The organism is Rhizobium sp. BK379, from assembly GCF_014193955.1.
GTDB lineage: Bacteria > Pseudomonadota > Alphaproteobacteria > Rhizobiales > Rhizobiaceae > Rhizobium.
The window spans coordinates 169,961-191,634 of sequence record NZ_JACIAD010000008.1 but is presented as its reverse complement, the minus strand read 5'-3'; the positions used below and the strand labels follow the sequence as shown (position 1 = coordinate 191,634).

The following is a 21,674-nucleotide window of genomic DNA, read 5'->3' as shown; positions in this document are numbered from 1 at the left end:
AGCTTTCCGTCCACTCTACCCGTATTATTTAGGTCAGGCTTTCCCCGCTTCTACAGCATCGGCTCGAAAATCACTATCGATTCCCGGAATGCACGATGCGTAAATTCAAGGAGTTAAGGCGCCCTTCACGTGTCTGAACGTGCGGCGCTTTAACGGCGCAGTGCATCGAGAAGCGAGAGCGATGGCTCACCATCCGGCTGCATGCCGATGCGCTCCTGAACGGCGGCGATGGCTGCCTTGGAGCCGGATCCGAAATTGCCGTCGACATCGCCGCTATAATAGCCAAGCGTCTTCAGGCGCGTTTGCAATTCGAACTTCTCGGTGATGTCCAGCGCACCTTGGGGACGCGGCCATCGCTGCTGCATGCCGCCAAAGCCGGCGATCTGGTCTGCGAGAAGGCCGACGGCAAGAGCGTAGCTATCGGAGGCATTGTAGTTCTTGATGGTGAAGAAGTTCGCCGTCATCAGGAAGCCCGGGCCATCCGCACCCGCCGGCATCTTGAGCATGGCGCGGGTATCGCCGTCCTTGAAAGGCTTGCCATTCGGACGCTTCAGGCCGAGGGCCGCCCATTGGGCGAGTGTACGCGTCTTGCCGGTCTGCTGGGCGGCGGATGCCGGCACCGCAACCTCGTAGCCCCAGGTCCTGCCGGTGTCCCAGCCGTTCTTCATGAGAAGGTTGGCCGAAGTCGCCAGCGCATCGGGCACCGAATTCCAGATGTCGCGATGGCCGTTGCCATCGGCATCGACGGCGTAGAGAAGATAGCTTGTCGGTATGAACTGGGTGTGGCCCATGGCGCCGGCCCACGACCCGGTCATTTGCTTGGCGGGCACGTCGCCGTTCTGCAGGATCTTCAGCGCAGCGATCAACTGCTTCTTGGCAAATTTGGCACGCTTGGGGTCGGCATAGGCAAGCGTTGCCAATGCGCGCGGCACATAGTGAAGGCGCTCATCCTTAGCGAGAACTGCGCCGTAATTTGATTCCATCGACCAGATGGCGAGCAGAATCGATTTGTCGACACCGAATTGGCGCTGGATCTGATCCAGCGTCTTGCCATACTTGGCGGCCATCTTGCGGCCGATTTCCACAGTATAGGGATTGACGCGGGAATCGACGTAGTCCCAGATTTTGGATGTGAATTCAGGCTGATAGGTCGCCTTTTCCAGTACTGTCGGGTCAGGCTCGCTTACCCCCGAAAAGGCTTTCTGATAGGTTGCCTTACTGATGCCACTCTGCGCGGCAGTTTGGTAGAAGTCCGCGATCCACTTCTGGAACCGGGCATCCGCTTTTGCGTTATTGGGGGCCAGTCCGGTCGCTGTGGCGACAACGAGGGCGAGAGCAAGACCACGAAGGGAGTTTATATATTTTTGGGTCATCGGCAGTCGTATCCGTCATCTTCAGTTTTAGCCTGGGCGGTACGTCATGCCCGTCCTACGCTGAAATTACAGGAACGGAGTCAACAAATTCTTTACCATGGGCGGCCGGTCCAGTCACCATTTGCAAAACGGTAGCAATTCTATACTAGTTCAAATCGATATAGCGTTGAATTAAAAGCGGTATAGTCAAAACAGGAGGTCGGTGTGGCTCTGAATAAGAAAGTTCGTAAGGCAGTATTTCCGGTTGCAGGCCTGGGAACGCGATTCCTTCCAGCCACAAAAGCGGTTCCGAAGGAAATGCTGACTGTCGTCGACAAGCCAATCATTCAGTATGTCGTCGACGAAGCACTTGAAGCGGGCATTGAACATCTGGTTTTTGTTACTGGTCGTAACAAACATGTCATCGAAGATTACTTCGATATTCATTTCGAACTTGAGCAGACGCTCAAGGAGCGCGCCAAGAAGGCGGAAATCACCCTCCTGCAGCAGCAGCTTCCCAAGGCAGGCACGGTGAGCTTTACCCGTCAGCAGGAGCCGCTCGGCCTCGGCCACGCCGTCTGGTGCGCCCGCGAGATCATCGGCGACGAGCCTTTCGCCCTGCTTCTGCCCGACATGATCATGAAGGATCAAAAAGGCTGCATGAAGGGCATGATCGATCTCTATGAGCATAGCGGCGGCAACATCATCGCCGTCGAGGAATGCGCTCCCGACCAGGCACACAAATACGGTATCGTCGGCGTTGGCGAATCCGTCGGCGAAGGTTTCCGCATCACCGGCATGGTCGAGAAGCCGGCCAAGGGTACGGCTCCGTCCAACTTCTTCATCAACGGCCGTTACATCCTGCAGCCGGAAATTTTCAAGATCCTGGAGACCCAGGAGCGCGGCGCCGGCAACGAAATCCAGCTCACCGACGGCATGCTGAAACTGCTGAAGGAACAGGATTTCGCCGGCTACCACTTCAAGGGCGAGACATACGATTGCGGCGCAAAGGACGGTTTCATCCTCGCCAACGTTGCTTTTGCTCTTGAGCGCGCGGATATCCGCCCGACCGTCGAAGACGGTTTCAAGAACCTGCTCGCCCGCCTGAGGTAAGGTTGTTCAGCGCTTCAATTTGAGACCGACGCCGGCTCGCCATTGCTGCGAGTCGTCGCCTTCCTTACGGGTCGTCAGCTCGTAGCCAAGCGTGCTGGTGAAATCGAGGTATCGGTTAATATTCCAGATAAGACCAGTCGAGGCGGTGTAAACCGTCTCGTCGCTTATCGTGCTACCGCTTGGATAGTCGCGTAGCGTCACCCCACCGATAACCGTCGTTACCAGATTGTCGCGCAGCTGATGATCGACCGTTGTCGTCAGCTGATGCGAGACATAGCCGCTTTCGCCGGCCGCCGTCGACGGCTGGATGCTGGTCTGCAGATCGAGATTGACATTCGTTCCGCGGATCGGCGACCAGAGCAGGCTTGCATCGAGTGTTGCCGTGTCGATCGATTTCAGGCGGCTGTCGTCGAAATCCGCCGTCGCATAACCGACTGCGACCTCGCCCTTGAGTTTTTCGCCCATATCGACCTGCACGCCGCCCTTGCCGCCGTAGCTGTCTCCCGAACGCCGGTAACCAGATGAATCGGTGCGTTCATCGTAATTCGTCTTGCCGATAGACGCTTCGATAAACGGAATGAGGGCGGGCGACAGTTCATAGCCGATGCGGCCGCGCACGGTCCCCGTAGTCTCGTTGCGGTCGCTCATCGAAACTGTCGTACCGTTCGAAAGCTCGGCGTCCGAATAGATCGAGCGGGAGAGTGCGAGAGCGGCGGTTCCGCGCAAGATGCCGAAGTCGTGCTCGATGGACGCGCCGCCGGTAAACTCCTGTACATCGGATTGCTGATCCGCGTTGGTGATCGCATCCGGATCATCCGTGTCTTCGCGGTAGAAATTATAGCCGCCGGTGATGTGGCCGACGGTGTCGCGCGTCAGGTCCAACCGCAGGTCGCCATCGATCTTGAAGGATGGCTGTTCTTCACCCTCGCCGCTGATGTTCTGCTGCCAGGCTCCTTCGGAGGTCACGGTCAGCTGATGCCGGCTCCAGTCGGAGGTCAGCGTCGCGCCCATGTCGGTTTCGAGAAAACCGCGGCTTTTTTTCGTGCCGCCATCCTTCGTGGTTTCGGTGTTGATCGTTTGCGTGACGCTCGGGCGCAGTACAAAGCTGCCGAGCGGGATCCCCGGCGTCTGCTCGGTCGAGACGCTCTCAGATACCTTGCGTGCCTGTGTCTCGTCGAGGCGGGGCTCGCGAGTGTTCAGCCTGCGCATATCCTCGTCCAGGATCGAACCGGTGATCTCGTCGTCGGGCAGCGGGGATCTTGTGAGTGCTATTGCGCTGTCTGCGTCCTGTGCCTGTGCCGAGGTGTTGGCAGGGGTGGTCGTATCATCGCCCGCGCCACCGCCGTCCGGCGCCGCGTTGCCCGCGCCGCTGCGCTGCGTGGCTGACGTGGCCGTGGTGCGGGAATTTGCCGTGCCTGCCGATTGTTGCTGTGACGTGATCTGCTGCGCGAAAGCTGAGGGCACGAGCAGCAAGCCGATAGCCGTGATGGAGACGGCACGGCTCATGGCGCGGAGCGGCGTCACACTGCTCGTCTGTTTTCCCTGGCCCATTCAATCCGCGCCTGAAATGCTTCGAAGTCTTACCCAAGCGTAAAGCCTTGTGGTTAATCATTCGTTGCCGCGCAGGCGGTGCGTTCATACATGGGAAAGATTGTCGGGTGGACAGGTAAAGTGAAAAGGTCTAACGCATTGCCATGATCAGAAGAGCGGTAAAACTCGTCGAAAACAGCGTTCTGGAGTCGGGTAAGCGCACCGTCAGCATTGAAAGGCGCGCCCTGGAAGCACTCGAGCGTGCTTTCGATGATGGGCTGGCCGGACCCTTTACCCGAGCGGTCGAGGTGATTGGCGAGAATACCGGCCGCGTGATCGTGACCGGCGTCGGCAAGAGCGGCCATATCGGCACGAAGATTGCTGCCACCTTCGCTTCAACGGGTACGCCAGCCTTTTTCGTGCATGCGGCGGAAGCCAATCACGGCGACCTGGGCATGATTGCCGGCGACGACGTTGTGCTCGCAATCTCGAAGGGCGGCGAGAGCGCGGAGCTGAAAAGCATCATTTCCTACACGCGCCGTTTTTCCATTCCGCTGATCGCCATGACCTGCAGCCCGCGGTCCTCGCTGGCGACTGCTGCAGATATTGCTCTGTTAATTCCCAATGAGGAAGAGGCCTGCCCCAACGGGCTGGCGCCGACCACGTCGACAATGATGCAGCTCGCGCTCGGCGATGCCCTCGCGATCGCGCTTCTGGACGCGCGCGGCTTCACTGCTACGGACTTCCATGTCTTCCATCCCGGCGGCAAGCTGGGTGCCAGCCTGATGCATGTCGCCGACGTCATGCATACCGGTGACCGCCTGCCGCTCGTCTCCAAGGGCACGTCCGTGCCTGACGCAATCAGGGTGCTGTCGCACAAGCATTTCGGCTGTGTCGGCGTTCTGGATGCGGAGGGCCGGCTTTGCGGCATCGTCACGGATGGTGACATGTCCCGCAATCTCAACCGCAATCTCGCAGAGCTGATAGTCGACGACATCATGACGCAGGCGCCGAAGACTGTGAGGCCGACGATCCTGGCGACTGCGGCCATGGCGCTGCTCGAACAATATAAGATCGGTGCGCTTATCGTCGTCGACGACGATCAACGGCCGATCGGGCTCGTTCATTTCCACGATCTCTTGCGGATCGGAGTCGCCTGATCAGGTCGGTTCCACCGTCAGGTCGCGGCCGCTGCTGGAAACGACCCTGACCTGTGTTCCGGCCGGAAGATTCGGCCCCATGACCTGCCACATCGTGTCGTCGAGACGAATGCGGCCGCGGCCTTCGCGGATCGGTTCGTGTAGTGTCGCGGTACGACCAACAAGGCTCGCGCCGCGCTGATTGAGGAACGGCTCGTCCGTCCTGTCGTTACGCAAAGTCAGCCGCCTTCCAATAAATGTTGCAGCGACCGCCAGGATGGCGAAGAGGATCGCCTGAAGTTCCCAGACCCAGAAGGCGGCATCCCAGAAGAGAAGCGACAGAACGCCGACGGCAAGTGCCGCAAGCCCGATCCAGACGAGGAAAAAGCCGGGCACGACCATTTCGGCGGCGAGCAGCACGAGACCTGCCACCCACCAGCTCCACGGTCCAAGTTCGCCGACGATCTTCGCCAACATCGCTCATCGCTCCGAACTGGGATTGAAGGGACTGGGCGGAGGTGGGGCGACCGGAGGCGTCGAACGCACCGGACCAGGACGCGGGCGTGGCGGCGGCGGATTGTTGCCGTCGCCAAAGACTTCGCGGGCGATCGAACCGATACCGGCAAGCGAACCGAGAATGGAGGAAGCCTCCATCGGCATCAGCACGACCTTGGCATTGTTCGCCTGGCCGATCGATGCCAGCGCTTCCGTATATTTCTGTGCAACGAAATAGTTGATCGCCTGTACGTCGCCAACGGCGATAGCTTCGGAGACCATGCGCGTCGCCTTGGCCTCGGCCTCGGCCAGGCGCTCACGGGCTTCAGCGTTGCGGAAGGCGGCTTCGCGCTGGCCTTCGGCCTCGAGGATGGCGGATTGCTTGGCGCCCTCGGCTCGCAGAATCTGCGCGTTGCGCGAACCTTCGGCTTCCAGCACCTGAGCACGCTTCTCGCGCTCGGCTTTCATCTGCCGGGCCATCGCGTCAACGAGATCGCGCGGCGGCTGGATGTCCTTGATCTCAACGCGGGTAACCTTGATGCCCCAGGGATGCACAGCTTCGTCAACAACACGCAGCAGCCGGTCGTTGATTGCATCGCGATTGGAGAGCAGTTCGTCGAGGTCCATCGAGCCCATGACGGAGCGAATGTTGGTCATGGTGAGGTTCAGGATTGCATTTTCCAGATTGGAGACCTGATAGGCGGCCTGAGCGGCATTCAGCACCTGGTAGAAGGACACGGCATCGGCTGAGACCGAAGCATTGTCCTTGGTAATCACCTCCTGGGTTGGCACGCTCAGCACCTGTTCCATCACGTTCATCCTGGCGCCGACACGCTCAATGAAAGGGGTGATCAGGTTGAGGCCCGGTTCCAGCGTGCGTGTGTAGCGGCCGAAACGCTCGATCGTATAGCGATAGCCCTGCGGAACCGTCTTGATACCCGCAAAGAGCACCATGATGACGAAAATCACCAATACGATCACGACGATATCGAAACCGCCCAGCAGCATGTATTCCTCCCTAAGCCCACCTAACTGACGTGGTGAGTTAGCACGATATTTGCAAGGAAGGAATGACGGCTGCGCCTGTCAAATCAGGGTGATAGGCCGACGTCGTCAAGGTCGCTCTTGGTGATGTAGCCGCCCATGAGGCAATTGGTGAGAAACGGTTGATCGTCCGGCCTCAGATTGCTGGTTTTGATATCGCGGAGGCGGAGTTGACACGCGACCTGCCCGACGATGCCTTTCGGATGGGTGCTGGCAGAGATCCGCTGATAACGCTCCCAAACGAAATAACCGCCCCCTGCGATAACGAGCAAGCAGGCGAAGACAATCAATTTTCTCAAACCCGAAGTCATCAAATGCGTCCAGATCAATAAGGCACGAGGCTGTGAATGTGCGGGATGCAGTCGTGTCTGCGACGCGATTGCAATCGCCTGCTGGCCATTCTTTAGATCTGGGGCGCAGGGCGCTTTTATCTATTGCAAGCGCCAGAAAATCTGGCGCCGCAGGGATCAAGCCCAGCCGAGCAGCTCGCGGCGCACGACTTTTTCCAGCACCTGCATGCCGTCTTCACCGTCGTTCAGGCAGGGAATATGTGCGAACTGCTCGCCGCCATTGTGCTTGAAAGAATGGGCGGCCTGTTCCGCGATCTCTTCCAGTGTTTCCAGACAGTCGGAAACGAAGCCGGGGTTCATGACGGCGATGCGTTTGACACCGTCCTGCGCCAGCTTCTCGACGGTCTTGTCGGTATAGGGCTGCAGCCATTCTTCCGGCCCGAAACGGGACTGGAAGGTGACCATGAAGTTCTCCTTGGTGAGCCCCAGACGCTCGCGCAGCAGGCGCCCCGTTTTCTGACACTGGCAGTAGTAGGGATCGCCTTGCTGGAAATAGGAGAGCGGGATGCCGTGGAAGGAGGCGAGAAGCATCTCCGGTTTCCAGTCGAGGGTAGCGAGATGCTGCTCGACGGATTTTGCCAGGGCTTCGATATAGGTCTCGTCGTCATGGTAGTCAGGAACCGTGCGCAATGCCGGCTGCCAGCGCATGGTGAGCAGCTTCTGGAAGGCCTTGTCATTGACGGTTGCGGTAGTGGCGGCCGCATATTGCGGATAAAGCGGGAAGAGCAGGATGCGGTCGCAGCCTTCATCCTTCAGCGCTTCGATGCGCGAGGGGATCGAAGGGGTGCCGTAGCGCATCGCCCAATCGACTTTGACGTTTGGCAGGTCCTTCAGGCGTTCAGCCATGAAGTCCGACTGATTGCGGGTATAGGTGCGCAGCCAGCTTTCATTCAGCTCCTTGTTCCAGATCGTCTCATAGGCCTTGCCAACTTTCTGCGGGCGCGTGTTGAGTACGATGCCGAACAGGATCGGATACCACTTCCAGGGCGACCACTCGATGACGCGTTTGTCGGTCAGGAATTCGCGCAGGTAGCGGCGCATGGATGTGTAATCGGTGCCGTCAGGCGTGCCGAGATTGACCAGCAGGACGCCGACCTTGCCGAATTTGACGGCGGGATGATCCGCCGGGCGGAGTGAAGTATCTGTCATTCTGGCCCCAACGCGCTTTCGTGCCTCGCCGGCTCATACGCAGCCGGCCGCTCACGGTTCACCCTATAAGAAGAAAAGCCGGCCCGGGGAACCCCGGACCGGCTCTCATGATCGGGACAAATCGTCTTACTTGGCGGGAACCTGGATTTCCTCGCCGATCCGCAAATGGCGCGGGTTCGGGCTGCCATTGGCTTCCGACAATTTGCGCCATTCGGCACCGTCGCCGTAGAAGGTTTTGGCGAGATCCCAGAACGTATCGCCGGCAGCGATGACGTGGGTCGAGGGTGCCGCGGCTGTGGAGGCTGCCGGAGCGGGAGTGGCAGGGGCTGGTGGGGGTTCTGCAGATGGAGCCGGCGCAGCAGGCGCCGGAGCCGAGGGTGCAGGAGCAGCGGGAGCCGAAGCTGCCGGAGCCTCCGTGGAGGGAGCAGCCTGCGCAATTTCAGTGATGCGGCCGTCCGTGTAGGGCTTATAGGGCGAGTGTGCGGCGATATAATCGGCCGTCACATCGGCCAGATCCGGACCGAAGTCATAGGCATTCTGGCCGTCCTTGAAGGCGACATAGCCATCGCCGCCGGCGCGCATGAAGTTGTTGGTGGCGACGCCATAGGTCTTGGCATTGTCGATCGGCACGAAATTGTCGCCGTCCTTGACCAGCACGTCGCTGACGCGGCTGCCGACCGGCTTCGACTGGTCGAAGGTGAATTTCAGGCCGGCGACCTGCGGGAACCTGCCGGCGCCCTGGTCAATCTGACTGACGCCATTTTCGAGCGCCTTGACGATATCGGCACCGGTCAGCTGGAAGGTTGCGAGCGTATTCTGGAAGGGCAGCACGGTGATGACTTCGCCCTGGGTGACGTCGCCGCCGTCGATGGAGGCACGCAGGCCGCCGCCATTCTGGATGGCAATGGTCACGCCCTGGTTCCTGCTGCGGTCAAGTATGGCATCGGCGACCAGGTTGCCCATCGAGCATTCCTTGACGCGGCAGACCTTGCGGTCGCCCTCGATCGGGCCTTCCGAGGATCCGATCACCTTCTTGCGCAGCTCTTCGATCGGCTTTGCCAGTTCGACAATGCGTGCCGCGACGGCCGAGTCGGGCGTGAAGGAGGAATCGATCAGGATGGGGTCGCCCTTGGCTTCCTTGACGACGCCGTTATCATCGAAATTGACGACGAGATCGCCGAGATATTTGCTGTAGGAGGCGGCCTGCACCACCGGCACCTTGTAGCCGCCGGGATTGTCGACCATCGTCGGATAGGGGCCCTCGGCTTTCGGATCCGTGTTCGACAGCAGGCTGTGCGAATGACCGCCGACGACCACGTCGACATCAGGGATCTTGGCGATCATGGCGAGATCGCGCGGGTAGCCGACATGGGTAAGCGCAATGATCTTGTTGACGCCTTCGCTCTTCAGCTTCTGAACTTCAGCCGTAATGCTCTGGACGTCGTCGGCAATGGTCACATTCGGGCCGGGGGAGGAGAGCTCGGGCGTGTCGTTGGTGACAGCGCCGACGATGCCGACCTTCTGGCCGCCGACATCAAGAACGAGCGAAGGCTTGACACGGTCGCCGATCTTGGAGGCAGCACTTGCCTTGACGTTTGCCGTGACGACGGGGAACTGCACCTTGTCGAGGAAGGTCGCGAGCCCATCTTCGCTGTCGTCGAATTCATGATTGCCGACGGTCATCGCGTCGAACTTCATCATGTTCAGCATCTCGGCTTCGGCTGCGCCCTTGTAGGTCGTGTAAAACAGCGAGCCCTGGAAATTGTCGCCGGCGTTGAGCAGCAGCGTGTTTTTGCCCGTCAAAGCCTGGCGGCGCTGGTCGATCGCTGTCTTGAGGCGCGCGGCACCACCGAAGCACTCATTCTTGCCCTCTTCCTCGGCAGAGCAGGTGGAATCGAACTTGTTGATCGATTCGATGCGCGAGTGGAAATCGTTGATATGAAGAATATTAAGTTCGTAATCCGCAAATGCGGCGCTCGTACTCAGCGCCAGAATAGACGCGGTCAAAAGACCGAAGCTGAAAGACTTCGTCATCCCTGTTCTCCTGATTAGGGGCGAAGATCCCCCTGATCCTCGCCAGCCCCTTCCATAATCCACCGGGGCGGTTTCCCGGCTGGCGGATGTTCCATCAGACGATGGACAGCCGCAAGGGAAAGCTGGACCAGGGGAGCGGCTTTCCAAGGGGAGCCAGGCAAAAAACGCCGGCCGGTTACCCTGCGCAATCGCCGGCTGCAGCGTTTCGGTAGAGTTCCTGTGTGGCCGCTGCAATATTCGAAAACGTGGCGAGCGCAACGATCAAGCAAAGAAGGGAAAGAATGCGGTGAACGCGTCGGCGGGCCCGATAGGCGACGAACGCGCCTGCACCGTAGATCAGGACAGCCGGCAGGGCAAAGATCAGAACCTGCAGCGGACCGTCGCAATCTGGGGCGGCGATGCCTTGGGCACGATAGACATTAGCCGGCAAAATGACCGCAAGTGCGGCAAGCGGCGTTGCGAGCAACAGGACGAGGTAACCGGCGAAAGCTCGCATGGCGCCTGGCCTTCGCCCTATCTGCTGTTTTAGCTGCGGCGGCTCAGGACGAACTGTGCGCCGGCATCCGAGGTGCAGTTCAGCTGGCTCGTCGTGACGAGCGCGCAATTGACCTTCGACTGGGTGTTGCGAACAAGCGAGGTCATGTTGATTTCCACCAGCGTCGGCGACTTATTGGTATAGGTGCCCGAGGCCAGAAGCTGGTTGCTGTCTGTCGTGCGCGTCGTGAAGGTGCCGGACTGGAAGGTGGAGACGATCCCGTTCGGATCGGCCCAGGTGCCCTCGACACCGGCAGGAGCGGGTGCCGATGCGACGGGAAGGGGGCGTGGGCCGGAGGAAACACAGGCAGCAAGGGCTGCCGATGCAACCGCAAGAACGAGACCAGTTCTGACTTTCATAGGGCTTCTCCCGGCGAATCTAGGCGGAAACTATCCGCGACAGTCCGCCAAAAACATGGCGCGGGCCTTCCACGAAGGCAAGCCTTCGACGGAGGTTGGCCGGCATTTAGACAGCAGGCGTTACAAAAATGCCCGCCTGACAGCGGGCATCTTCGAAGACGTATGGCAGGGTTCAGCGAACCAGGATGTTCTTGAACTGCCACGGATCCTTGGTGTCGATGTCTTCCGGGAACAGGCCCGGGCGGCCGTCGAGCGGGGTCCAGTCGGTGTAGTGACCTTCGACCGGGCCGAGATAGGGCAACTGCACTTCGAGGCAGCGCTTGTAATCCATCTCGTCGGCTTCGACGATGCCGGCCTTGGGATTTTCGATCGCCCAAACCATGCCCGCGAGAACGGCAGAGGTTACCTGGAGGCCGGTTGCATTCTGATAGGGCGCGATACGGCGGGTCTCTTCCAGCGACAGGCGCGAACCGTACCAGTAGGCGTTCTTGTCATGGCCGTAGAGCAGGACGCCGAGCTCGTCGACGCCGTCGACCAGCTCGTTCTCGTCGAGAACGTGGAGAACCGGCTGTGCCTTGCCGCCATTGCCGAACATCTCATGCAGCGACAGAACCGCGTCGTTGGCCGGATGGTAGGCGTAGTGGCAGGTCGGACGATAGGTAACGTCGCCGTCCTTGTCCCTGACCGTGAAGAAGTCGGCGATCGAGATTGACTCGTTATGGGTGACGAGGAAGCCGTATTGCGGGCCGGGCGTCGGGCACCAGGTGCGAACGCGGGTGTTGGCGCCGGGCTGCTCGAGGTAGATGGCGGCCTTGTTGCCCTTCTTGTGCTTCTTGGCGTTCTTCGGCATCCAATTTTCATGGGTGCCCCAGCCAAGTTCTGCCGGCTGCAGACCTTCAGAGATGAAGCCTTCGACGGACCAGGTGTTCCAGAAGACGTTGAGCGGCTTCGGATGAATGGTGCGCTGAGTGTCGCGTTCGGCGATGTGGACGCCCTTGACGCCGACCTTCTTCATGAGCTTCGCCCATTCTTCGCGGTCGTCCTGGCCCGGCTCGTCGAACTTCAGGCCCATGTCACGCGCAAGGTTCAAAAGCCCCTGCTTGACGAACCAGGAGACCATGCCCGGGTTTGCGCCGCAGGTGGAAACGGCAGTCGTGCCGCCGGGGTTCTTGGCCTTTTCCTTGCGAACGGTTTCGCGAAGCGCATAGTTGGTGCGGTCTTCGTTCTTCATGTCCTTGTCGAAATAGAAGCCGAGCCAGGGCTCGACGACGGTATCGATATAGAGCACGTCGAGCTTGCGGCAGAGCTTGATGATATCGAGCGAGGAGGTATCTACCGAGAGGTTGACGCAGAAACCCTGGCCTTCGCCTTCAGTCAGGAGCGGCTTCAGCAGCTCCTTGTAGTTGTCCTTCGTCACATGCGCCTGGATGTGTTTGACGCCATGCTTTTCCAGAATGTGGGCATCGTCCGTGCGCGGGTCGATGACAACCATCCGGCTCTTGTCGAATTTGAAGTGGCGCTCGATCAGGGGCAGCGTGCCGCGGCCGATTGAGCCAAAGCCGATCATGACGATCGGACCGGTAATTTCGCCATATACCGGATAGTTCTGTTCCGTCATTCTTTTCTCCTGTTGGAAGGGAAGGAAGGCCTTCAGCCTAAAGAATTCATGTGAAGATGCCGCGAAGCTCGCGAGGTGACCGGCTCTAACCACAAAATGGCGTCACAATAAAGAGTGTTCCCCCCGCAAAGGTCAAATATCGGCGCTGCAAACCGCGCGCAATTTCCGCACGAGTTCCGTCCGTTGCAGGCTCAGCCCTTTGTAGGCCGTCTGCCGGTCGTCGAGCGCCTCCAGCTGATCGGCAAAGCTTGATGCGAGCTTTTGCGCCTGCGGATGGCGGGCGATGACGGCGATCGGATCGATATAGATGCGGATGGTGAAGAGAATGTCGCCCGACACAGGCAGCTTGCGAAGGGTCTGGCGTTCGACGCGGACGAAGCGCTCTTCAAGTGTGAAGGCCTCGGCATAGGGTGGCCGGCGATGTTTCGAGACGGGGAGGAAGAGATCGGCGGTGGCGTTGACCGACCAGTTCAGCCGCTCGACCGGCTGGGCGATCTGCAGGCTGTCGAAGATGCGAGTAATCAGTGTTGCATTGCGGGTGCCTTCGCCGAAGCCCGGCACATCGGCGTGGATTTCATGCATCGGCCGTCCGAATTTCTCGCGCAGCGACCATGAGGAGGGAAAGGCGACATGGGCGGCGACGAGATGCCAGCCATCAGCCTTGCGGCGCATCAGGACGAGATCGTCCTGGATGAGCGAACCGGCCTTGAAGAGCGGCGGCAGATTGGAAGCGTCAGGCTGGAGCATTCCGGGATGCTGATCGGCAAGGTGAGCGAGGAGAATATCCAGCGCCTCCTGCTGGGCAGCTTCCGTCCCATCCTCTGCGACGAAGACGGCGTCGAAGCAATCATCCGCCAGACGCGTCTTTTCCTTGATATAACGTTCGAGATCGTCGTCAGGCTCGATCCAGCGGGCGATATCGAGCGGCATCAGGCCGATCGTGAAGGGTCGGGCCGAGCCGTCGTAAGGTGTATAGGTTGGGGACGTGCAGGTCGGACGTTTCATCGCCGTTCCTTTTCGAGCCTGACGATTGGCGTGCGGTTTGCTACTCAGCGCTTGAGAGCCTCCAGTCCTTCCGTCACTGTCGTCAGCGCGACTTCCATTATGTCATATTCGGCAACACCGTGGATGGTGAAGGGATCGGCCGCAACGTAGCCTTCGATCTCCGCACGCTCGCCAACGGCGAGAATGACGCCGCCGGTGCGGGGCACCTTGCGGCCGGAGGCGAGGAACCAGCCCCTGGCATATCCCTCCTTCACCCAGGCCATATGCGGCTCCATATGCTTGTCGGCCTCTTCGTTCGGCTTCACATAGGTCAGGGCGAGGATCAGCATGGTCAGTCCTTTTGCAGCGAGGCGCGGATCAGCCCGCGCAACGAATTTCCAACGAAAAGCGTACCTTCGTCCAACTCGTCGGGCGTGATGCGGCCGACGCGGGCCTTGCGCTGGCAGATGAGTTCGGTGCGCAACACACCGGCGAGCAGGCCGCAGGAGATCGGCGGAGTCCTGAGGATGCCGGAGCCGTCATCAAGGAAGACGGAAGTGATGGTTCCCTCGCATACTTCCTGCCGCTCGTTGAGCATGATGACTTCATCCGCCTGCTGCTGCAGGAACTCGGCACGCGCCGCTTCATACACAGCACGGCGTGTGGTCTTGATGCGCAGCAGCTTGTCAGTGGAATTGAGACGTGTGCCGGCGAGACGGAGTTTCCAGATTGTATCTTGCGGCAGTGGCGTGAAGGGGGCGGTGGTAACGTCGATCCGACCCTCTCGATCGAAAGTCAGCCTGATACGGCGAGGTCCCTTTTCTTCGATTACCGCCGCTTCCAGCTTCGCGACCACGTCCATCGGCTCGGGAAAACCGATGCGACGGGCGGAGCGGGAGAGGCGGGCGAGATGAAGACGGAGGCGAATGAAGCCTTCGTCCGGTTGCCAGCGCAGGGTTTCGATCAGCGAAAAACCTGTCATCGGCCAATCCATTGGTCGCCGACGGCAAAGCGGGCCTTGAGCAGGCATTCCTCATATTCGGCTTCAGCTGTGGAATCGAAGACGATGCCGCCGCCGACATTGAAGACTGCTTTGCCGCCGTCAAACAGCGTCATGGTACGGATGGCGACTGAAAAGCGCATCGCGCCGCCGGGCGAGATCATGCCAATTGTGCCGCAATAGGCATCGCGTGGACCGCCCTCAAGGTCGTGTAGGATCTCCATGGCGCGGATCTTCGGCGCACCTGTTATCGAGCCGCAGGGAAAAAGGGCGGCAAAGATGTCGCGGATGGAAAGATCGGGCAGGAGCTTCGCCTGAACGTGGCTGACCATCTGGTGGACGGTCGGATAGGTCTCGATTTCGAAGAGTTTTGGAACGTCCAGCGTGCCGACTTCGGTGATGCGCGAGATATCGTTGCGCAAGAGGTCGACGATCATGCGGTTTTCCGCTTGCGTCTTGATATCGGCCCTCATCGCTTCAACGATTTCGGCATCTTCGGCCGGTGTCGCGCCGCGTTTGGCCGTACCTTTCATCGGATGCGTCTCGATCCAGCCATCTTCGTCGGTGCGGAAAAACAGCTCCGGTGAACGGGAAAGAATGATGGGGCCGCCGAGATCGGCAAACGCGCCATATTTCACGGGCTGGCGATCGATCAGCGACCAGAAGGCGGCCAGCGGATCGCCGCTCCAGCGGGCCACGATCGGCATGGTCAGGTTGGCCTGATAGATATCGCCGAGGCGCAGATGCCGGTGCAGGCGGTCGAAACGCTCTTTATATATATCGAAATTCCAGCCGGCCCTCGGTGCGGTCAGGAATTCCTCGTTTTCGTGCCGCTGCCGCGGCCTTGCGAGAGGATGACCGTCCGGCTGAGGAGCATCGAAGACGCCGAACACCAGCAGCGGTGTCTTGCGGTTGTCCTCAGCGAAGGGAGCAAGCTTTTCTTCGAAGAGATGACCGGCTTCGTAAGCGATATAGCCGGCAAGCCATTTGCCTGCCTGTCGCGCCTCTTCCATCCGCTTGAGCGCCGGCAGGAATTCCGCCTTCGTGCGGGCGATGATCATGCTGGTCGGACCGGCGAAGAGCATGACTTCGCCGGTCGTGTCGTCCCGGAACAGGATGAAAGGTTCAGAGGCTGCCATTGCCTTTTCCAGCGAAACTGCAGGTTTCGGCGGTCTTATGCCTTGTCCAGTGCCTCAAGTTCGTCGATCAAGCCTTCGATCATCGACAGGCCCTTGCTCCAGAAGGAAGGATCCGTCGCATCCAGGCCAAAGGGCTTCAGCAGTTCGGAATGATGCTTGGTGCCGCCGGCCTTCAGCATGTCGAAATACTTGTCCTGAAAGCCCTTCTCGGCCTTCTGATAGACGGCATAGAGCGAGTTCACCAGGCAGTCGCCGAAGGCATAGGCGTAGACATAGAAGGGCGAGTGGATGAAGTGGGGGATATAGGCCCAGTAGGTCTCATAACCTTCGGAAATCTTGATCGCCGGGCCGAGGCTTTCCGACTGGACGGAAAGCCAGAGTTCGCCGATATCGTCGGCGGTCAATTCACCGGCCTTGCGGGCGGTGTGGACCTTGCGCTCGAACTCGTAGAAGGCGATCTGGCGTACGACCGTGTTGATCATGTCCTCGACCTTCTGGGCAAGCATGGCCTTGCGCTCGCGCTTGTCGCTCGTGCGTTCGAGCAGCGCGCGGAAGGTCAGCATCTCGCCGAAGACGGAAGCTGTTTCGGCGAGCGTCAGTGGCGTCTGGCACATGAGGGCGCCTTGCGCGCCGGCAAGAACCTGATGAACGCCGTGGCCGAGTTCGTGGGCGAGCGTCATCACATCGCGCGGCTTGCCCATATAGTTGACGAGTACATACGGATGGGCCGACGGAACGGTCGGATGAGCAAAGGCACCGGGCGCCTTGCCGGGGCGAACGGGGGCGTCGATCCATTGTTCGTCAAAGAAGCGCTTGGCGATTTCAGCCATTTCTGGCGCGAAATTCCCATAGGCGGACAGCACTGTGTCCCTGGCTTCGGTCCAGGAAATGACAGCACCAGAGGTTTCCGGAAGCGGCGCATTGCGATCCCAGAAGTTCATCTGCTCCATGCCGAGCCATTTCGCCTTCATCTTGTAGTAGCGATGCGAGAGGCGCGGATAGGCTTCCTTGACGGCGGCTGCAAGCGCATCGACTACTTCGCGCTCGACGCGGTTCGCCAGGTGGCGGCTGTCGGCAATGTCTTCGAAGCCGCGCCAGCGATCGGCGATATCCTTGTCCTTGGCGAGCGTATTGGTGATGAGCGTAAAGATGCGGATGTTGGTCTTGAAGGTTTCGGCGAGCGCCATTGCCGCCTTGCGGCGCACTTCCGGATCCTTTTCCTGCAGCATGTTCAGCGCCACTTCCAGCGGCAGCTTCTCGCCGTCGATCTCGAAGCGCAGTTCCGCCATCGTCTCATCGAAGAGACGGTTGAAGGCGGCAGCTGATGTCATCGACTTTTCGAGGAAGAGTTGCTCAAGCTGGTCTTCGAGCTGGTAGGGCTTGTCCTTGCGCAGGTCGACCAGCCAGGGGCGGTAATGGCCGGCAAGCGGATCGTTCGCCATGCAGGCATCGATCGCCGCATCGTCGATGCGGTTGAGTTCGAGAGCGAAGAACAGCAAGCGGCCGGAATAGTCGGTAAGCTTGGCCTGGACGTCGCCGTAAAGCTTGCCGTTTGCCGGGTTGGACGTATCGGAGAAATAGGTAAGGCCGGCGAAGGAGCCGAGGCGGCCCATGATATCGTCGAGCGCCTCATATTCCTTCAGCGCCTGGCCGATGCCTTCCTCGCCCTTCTTCGCGGCTGCTTCGGCAAGTTTGCCCTTCCATTTGTCTTCGAAAGCGGAAGCGGCCTTGCCGGCCTTTTCCATATCGGCAACGAAGGCGGTGGAGGTGGCCGAGGGGTAGAGATCCTGCAGCCGCCAAGAGGGAAGCTCGCCCAGAGCCGGGTCCGATGCTGCAGCGGGAGCCGTTGCCGAAAGGTGAAGATCGGCATGCGCAAGCATATGTCTCATGGGGCGGTTCCTCTTCCTCTTTTATGACAGGTCTGACTGTCTAAGCGTCGTAACGCCTGTCAGCAAGGGTTTTTCGGCGCGAAAAAGGCCCTGTTACGGCACGAAAACGGCCGGTCATAACAGTTAAAATGCAATTGTTTCTCAAAACAGGATGTTCAAGCCTTTCTGTCAGAGTGCGCTTCATGGTTTCGCATGAAGTGAGGCGACAATGACCGGTTACAATGAGCTCAAAGGGGCAGGGCAGATCCTCGTGGTCGAGGACGATCCCGTGCAGCGCCGTCTGCTCAAGAACGCGATCGAGCGTAGCGGCCATGTGGTGCATCAGGCCGAGAACGGCCGCATCGGGCTGGAGATGGTGAAGCGTGATCCCGCCCTTTTCAATGTCATCGTGCTCGACCTGATGATGCCGGAAATGACCGGCCTCGAATTTCTCGAAGCTCTGCATGATTTCGGCACGCAGATCCCGGTCATCGTACAGACGGGGCAGGGCGGCATCGAAACGGTCGTGCAGGCCATGCGCGCCGGTGCCTTCGATTTCGTCGTCAAACCGGTCTCTCCGGAACGCATCAATACGTCGATCTCCAATGCCATGAAGCTCGACCACCGCGAGGTGAAAGCCCGCGCCGGCCGCCGTTCGCGCTCGGGTTCCGTCGGCTTCGATGATATCGTTTCGGCAAGCCCGGCGATGATCCGCGTGATCGATCTGGCGCAGCGCGCCTCGCAGTCCAACATTCCGGTCGTTCTCGAAGGCGAATCAGGCGTCGGCAAGGAGTTGGTGGCACGCGCCATCCAGTCGGGCGGCGATCGCGCCAGCAAGCCGTTCGTGACGGTCAATTGCGGCGCCATTCCGCACAATCTCGTCGAAAGCATCCTCTTCGGTCACGAGAAGGGTGCGTTTACCGGCGCGACCGAAAAGCATATCGGCAAGTTCATGGAAGCCGACGGCGGCACCATCTTCCTCGACGAGATCGGCGACCTGCCGCTCGAGGTGCAGGTGAAGCTTCTGCGCGCCGTTCAACAGGGCGAGATCGAGACCGTGGGTGCGCGCACTGCACACAAGGTGAATGTTCGCCTCATCTCGGCGACGAACAAGGATCTGATCGAAGAGGTCAAGAACGGCCACTTCCGCGAAGACCTCTACTATCGCCTGAACGTCTTCCCGATCACCATTCCGGCGCTGCGCAAGCGCAAGGAGGACATTCCGCATCTGGTGCGCGTCTTTGCCGAACGCTTCTCAAGCGAGCAGAAGAACGGCCGGCGCATGACGGTCAATGCCGGCGCGCTGGCACTGCTGACCGCCTATGACTGGCCTGGCAATATCCGCCAGCTCGAAAACGCGATCTTCCGGGCTGTCGTGCTTGCCGAGGGTCCGGAACTGACTGAAGCGGATTTCCCGCAGATCGCCGCCCAGCTTCCAAATTACGAGGTCGTGGATCACCTGGCGCTCGTTGCCGACAATTCGCACCTCGATCCGGACGCAGAATTTCCCGAGGATTATCCGGCGGAATCCGTCGCCGACACGATGCGCCGCGGGACTGACGCTTCCGACAACGCAATATCGAGTGTCAATCCATCTGGTGACGTTCGGCGTCTTGCCGATGTCGAGGAAGAATTGATTCGTTTTGCCCTGAAGTTCTACCGAGGGCAAATGAGTCAAGTGGCAAGAAAGCTAGGTATCGGGCGATCCACACTTTATAGAAAGCTCAAGGACTACGGCATTGACCCCGACAATCCTCAGAAAGATGCGGCATAAGCGCCTTTTTATTAAGAATGGGGCAACCATATTTCGTTACCATCCATAAACCACTTGTTAGCGGCTCGTTCACTATGTAAAGAAAAGGTTGATCATGTGTGGCATTTTTGCCATCGTGTGACCGCAATTGACAGCCATTTGAGACAGCACGGGACATTGACTGTCTGACGGGGATCGAGTTGCCGAATTTGAATGGGAATACCAAGCTTTCGCGCTTGAGTTGGCGCTTGTGCGCCAAGATTGGCGGAAGGGCAGTTAGGACGGCAGCGGCCGCCCTTCTTGCGCTCGCGGTTTCCTCACCTCTATTCGTAAGCACACCGTCTCAGGCTGCAGGCGATACCCGCAGCTTGAAGCTCTATTTCATCCATACCGGTGAAAAGGCAGTCATTACCTACAAGCGAAACGGCAAGTTCGACCCCAAGGGTCTTGAGCAGCTCAACCGCTTCCTTCGCGACTGGCGCAAGAATCAGCCGACGAAGATGGACCCGCGCCTCTTCGACCTCATCTGGGAAGTTTACCGCCAGTCCGGCTCCAGGGATTACATCAACGTCGTCTGCGGTTTCCGCTCTCCCGGCACCAACGAGATGCTGCGTGGACGTTCGCGCAATTCCGGCGTCGCCGAGAAGAGCCAGCATATGCTCGGCAAGGCTATGGATTTCTTCATTCCCGACGTGAAGCTCGCCACGCTGCGCGGTATCGGCATGAAGATGCAGGTCGGCGGCGTCGGCTTCTATCCGAAGTCCGGTTCGCCTTTCGTCCATATGGATGTCGGTGGCGTTCGCGCCTGGCCGCGCATGAGCCGTGACGAGCTGGTCAGGCTCTTCCCCGACGGCAATACCATTCATATTCCTGCCGATGGCAAGCCGCTGCCGGGCTACCAGCAGGCAATGGCCGATTACAAGCGCCGCGTGGCGAACGGCAGCCAGATCATGATGGCTAGCGCCGGCGCTTCCGTTTCCGATGACGAACCTCGCAAGCAGAAGACGCTGTTTGCCTACCTCTTCGGCGGTGGCGCCGACGAGGAAGAGGATAATTCGGAGGACAGCACGCCGGTGGCCGTCGCCAAGGCAACGCCGCCGAAGCCTGAGGCAGTCCCGGCAGCTGATGAACCTCAGCAACAGACCGAAGTCGCAAGCGTGAATGCACCGGTGCCGCAGGTTCGTCCGGCCTTCAGCAACCAGCTTGCCGGCAACGAGGTTGCCAATGCACTGGTGCCGCCGTCCGCAGGTAATGCTGCCCAGCAGGCCCTTGCCGCGATGCCGGCCGGCCAGCCGCAAGAGCCTGAGCATTTCGCCGATCTCAGTGGTTACAGCATTCCGGTTCCGTCGCTCCTTGGGCAGCGCCGTTCCCCGGGTGACGCCGAACTCGCCTCTGTCGATCCGAACCTGATGTCGACAGGCGTTCCGATGCCAGCCGAACGTCCGGCCGTTGCCGAAAACCTGCTTGCTGCACAGGATGCCGATCCTGAAGCGGGTGAAGACGAAGCCGATCAGGATACGCTTTCGCCCGCCATGGCGGCGGCGCTGGCAAAACAGCAGGATCAGAGTGGCGCTGCTGAGGTCGCTATGAACGCGTCTTCCGAGCCACAGACCGTGGAGCAGGCAATCAATGCTGCCGCCCCGAAGAACCCGCCGGCACTCGACAAGCCGCCGCTGCAGCTTGCAGCACTTGCTCCGATGACGAAGTCAGCAAACTTTGCTGCTCCTGTCGCGGCGCCAAAGCCTGTTGCCGTCGAGAACCCGGTCGCACAGGGCCTGCCCACCAAGGGCGGTCGTCCGACGAAGCAGGAAGCGGTGGCCGCCGATGAAAGCCGGCAGACCGTTCGCACGGAACCGAAGCTGACGCAGAAGATGATCTCGCAGTGGGCTCTGACCAATGCGCGCCTCGAAATGGCGTCCAAGAAGGTGCAGGCTCCGCGCTTCGTCAGCCAGGAGCTGCGCGCTCAGCCAACCTCGGTCTATGCCGAAGGCTTCCAGAAGACTGCTTCGATCGATCCTGGCCGCTTCAGTGGTACGGCTGTCAACTTCATGGAAGTGCGTAAATTCAATACGCGCTGATCCGCTAGATCTTGAAATAACAGAAGCCGCTGGATCGTCTCCGGCGGCTTTTTGTTTTAGGGCAGCGGCAGGGCGAAAATGCGCTGGCGTTTGAAGGAGCCAAAAGAAAAGCCGCCATGAAGGCGGCTCTCTGA

At 59.7% G+C, this 21,674-nt stretch carries 19 protein-coding genes; 4 read left to right on the top strand and 15 right to left on the bottom strand.

Features of this window, described 5'->3' with window-relative positions; all coding sequences use genetic code 11:
* Nucleotides 1-149 precede the first annotated feature (149 nt).
* A complete protein-coding gene (locus FHT93_RS29070) occupies nucleotides 150-1,373 on the bottom strand; it encodes a lytic murein transglycosylase (RefSeq protein WP_112544138.1) in 1,224 nt (407 codons plus the stop codon).
* Nucleotides 1,374-1,577: 204 nt separating this feature from the next.
* On the opposite strand from FHT93_RS29070, the gene galU reads away from it, so the two are divergent.
* On the top strand, nucleotides 1,578-2,465 hold the full coding sequence (gene galU / locus FHT93_RS29065; protein ID WP_183850711.1) for a UTP--glucose-1-phosphate uridylyltransferase GalU: 888 nt from the start codon (nucleotides 1,578-1,580) through the stop codon (nucleotides 2,463-2,465).
* Nucleotides 2,466-2,471: 6 nt separating this feature from the next.
* Here the strand turns inward: galU and FHT93_RS29060 are convergent, their stop codons facing one another.
* On the bottom strand, nucleotides 2,472-4,016 hold the full coding sequence (locus FHT93_RS29060; protein ID WP_183850709.1) for an outer membrane beta-barrel protein: 1,545 nt from the start codon (nucleotides 4,014-4,016) through the stop codon (nucleotides 2,472-2,474).
* 143 nt (nucleotides 4,017-4,159) lie between these two features.
* On the opposite strand from FHT93_RS29060, the gene FHT93_RS29055 reads away from it, so the two are divergent.
* On the top strand, nucleotides 4,160-5,155 hold the full coding sequence (locus FHT93_RS29055) for a KpsF/GutQ family sugar-phosphate isomerase (RefSeq protein WP_112544132.1): 996 nt from the start codon (nucleotides 4,160-4,162) through the stop codon (nucleotides 5,153-5,155).
* On the opposite strand, the gene FHT93_RS29050 is transcribed toward FHT93_RS29055, so the two are convergent.
* The 13 genes from FHT93_RS29050 to FHT93_RS28990 all read right to left on the bottom strand — a co-directional run bounded on the left by FHT93_RS29050 (nucleotide 5,156) and on the right by FHT93_RS28990 (nucleotide 17,730).
* Nucleotides 5,156-5,611, bottom strand: coding sequence for an NfeD family protein (locus tag FHT93_RS29050; RefSeq protein WP_112544131.1), 456 nt, complete (start codon nucleotides 5,609-5,611; stop codon nucleotides 5,156-5,158). It abuts the gene before it with no gap.
* Nucleotides 5,612-5,614: 3 nt separating this feature from the next.
* Entirely contained in the window at nucleotides 5,615-6,637 is a 1,023-nt protein-coding gene (locus FHT93_RS29045) for an SPFH domain-containing protein (RefSeq protein WP_112544129.1), read from the bottom strand.
* An 83-nt stretch (nucleotides 6,638-6,720) separates the two neighbouring features.
* A complete protein-coding gene (locus FHT93_RS29040) occupies nucleotides 6,721-6,984 on the bottom strand; it encodes a hypothetical protein (RefSeq protein ID WP_183850708.1) in 264 nt (87 codons plus the stop codon).
* Between the two features lie 156 nt (nucleotides 6,985-7,140).
* Nucleotides 7,141-8,172, bottom strand: a complete 1,032-nt coding sequence (gene hemH / locus FHT93_RS29035) for a ferrochelatase (protein WP_112544125.1) — start codon at nucleotides 8,170-8,172, stop codon at nucleotides 7,141-7,143.
* 126 nt (nucleotides 8,173-8,298) lie between these two features.
* Nucleotides 8,299-10,206 (bottom strand): bifunctional metallophosphatase/5'-nucleotidase, encoded by a 1,908-nt coding sequence (locus FHT93_RS29030; RefSeq protein WP_183850706.1) that lies wholly within the window; start codon nucleotides 10,204-10,206, stop codon nucleotides 8,299-8,301.
* A 175-nt stretch (nucleotides 10,207-10,381) separates the two neighbouring features.
* Complete coding sequence (locus FHT93_RS29025) at nucleotides 10,382-10,702, bottom strand: hypothetical protein (RefSeq protein ID WP_112968795.1); 321 nt, start codon at nucleotides 10,700-10,702, stop codon at nucleotides 10,382-10,384.
* Nucleotides 10,703-10,731: 29 nt separating this feature from the next.
* Complete coding sequence (gene omp10 / locus FHT93_RS29020) at nucleotides 10,732-11,100, bottom strand: outer membrane lipoprotein Omp10 (protein ID WP_112544120.1); 369 nt, start codon at nucleotides 11,098-11,100, stop codon at nucleotides 10,732-10,734.
* A 172-nt stretch (nucleotides 11,101-11,272) separates the two neighbouring features.
* Nucleotides 11,273-12,718: a homospermidine synthase gene (locus FHT93_RS29015; protein WP_112544118.1), complete on the bottom strand. Its 1,446-nt coding sequence runs from the start codon at nucleotides 12,716-12,718 to the stop codon at nucleotides 11,273-11,275.
* 132 nt (nucleotides 12,719-12,850) lie between these two features.
* The gene (locus FHT93_RS29010) at nucleotides 12,851-13,723 is read right to left on the bottom strand and encodes a DUF3445 domain-containing protein (protein WP_113205820.1); all 873 of its coding nucleotides are present in this window, start codon (nucleotides 13,721-13,723) and stop codon (nucleotides 12,851-12,853) included.
* A 44-nt stretch (nucleotides 13,724-13,767) separates the two neighbouring features.
* Nucleotides 13,768-14,052 (bottom strand): YciI family protein, encoded by a 285-nt coding sequence (locus tag FHT93_RS29005; protein WP_113204527.1) that lies wholly within the window; start codon nucleotides 14,050-14,052, stop codon nucleotides 13,768-13,770.
* Nucleotides 14,053-14,054: 2 nt separating this feature from the next.
* Nucleotides 14,055-14,684, bottom strand: a complete 630-nt coding sequence (locus FHT93_RS29000; protein ID WP_113204629.1) for an aminotransferase class IV family protein — start codon at nucleotides 14,682-14,684, stop codon at nucleotides 14,055-14,057.
* Nucleotides 14,681-15,841, bottom strand: a complete 1,161-nt coding sequence (locus tag FHT93_RS28995) for an aminodeoxychorismate synthase component I (protein WP_183850704.1) — start codon at nucleotides 15,839-15,841, stop codon at nucleotides 14,681-14,683. Before FHT93_RS28995 ends, FHT93_RS29000 begins: the two co-directional genes overlap by 4 nt.
* A gap of 35 nt (nucleotides 15,842-15,876) precedes the next feature.
* On the bottom strand, nucleotides 15,877-17,730 hold the full coding sequence (locus tag FHT93_RS28990) for a M3 family oligoendopeptidase (protein WP_113015520.1): 1,854 nt from the start codon (nucleotides 17,728-17,730) through the stop codon (nucleotides 15,877-15,879).
* Nucleotides 17,731-17,938: 208 nt separating this feature from the next.
* Between FHT93_RS28990 and FHT93_RS28985 the strand changes: the two genes are divergently transcribed.
* Together FHT93_RS28985 and FHT93_RS28980 are read left to right on the top strand one after the other, a co-directional pair.
* The gene (locus FHT93_RS28985; RefSeq protein ID WP_112544106.1) at nucleotides 17,939-19,483 is read left to right on the top strand and encodes a sigma-54 dependent transcriptional regulator; all 1,545 of its coding nucleotides are present in this window, start codon (nucleotides 17,939-17,941) and stop codon (nucleotides 19,481-19,483) included.
* A gap of 179 nt (nucleotides 19,484-19,662) precedes the next feature.
* Complete coding sequence (locus tag FHT93_RS28980) at nucleotides 19,663-21,540, top strand: DUF882 domain-containing protein (protein ID WP_113015521.1); 1,878 nt, start codon at nucleotides 19,663-19,665, stop codon at nucleotides 21,538-21,540.
* Nucleotides 21,541-21,674: the final 134 nt, after the last annotated feature.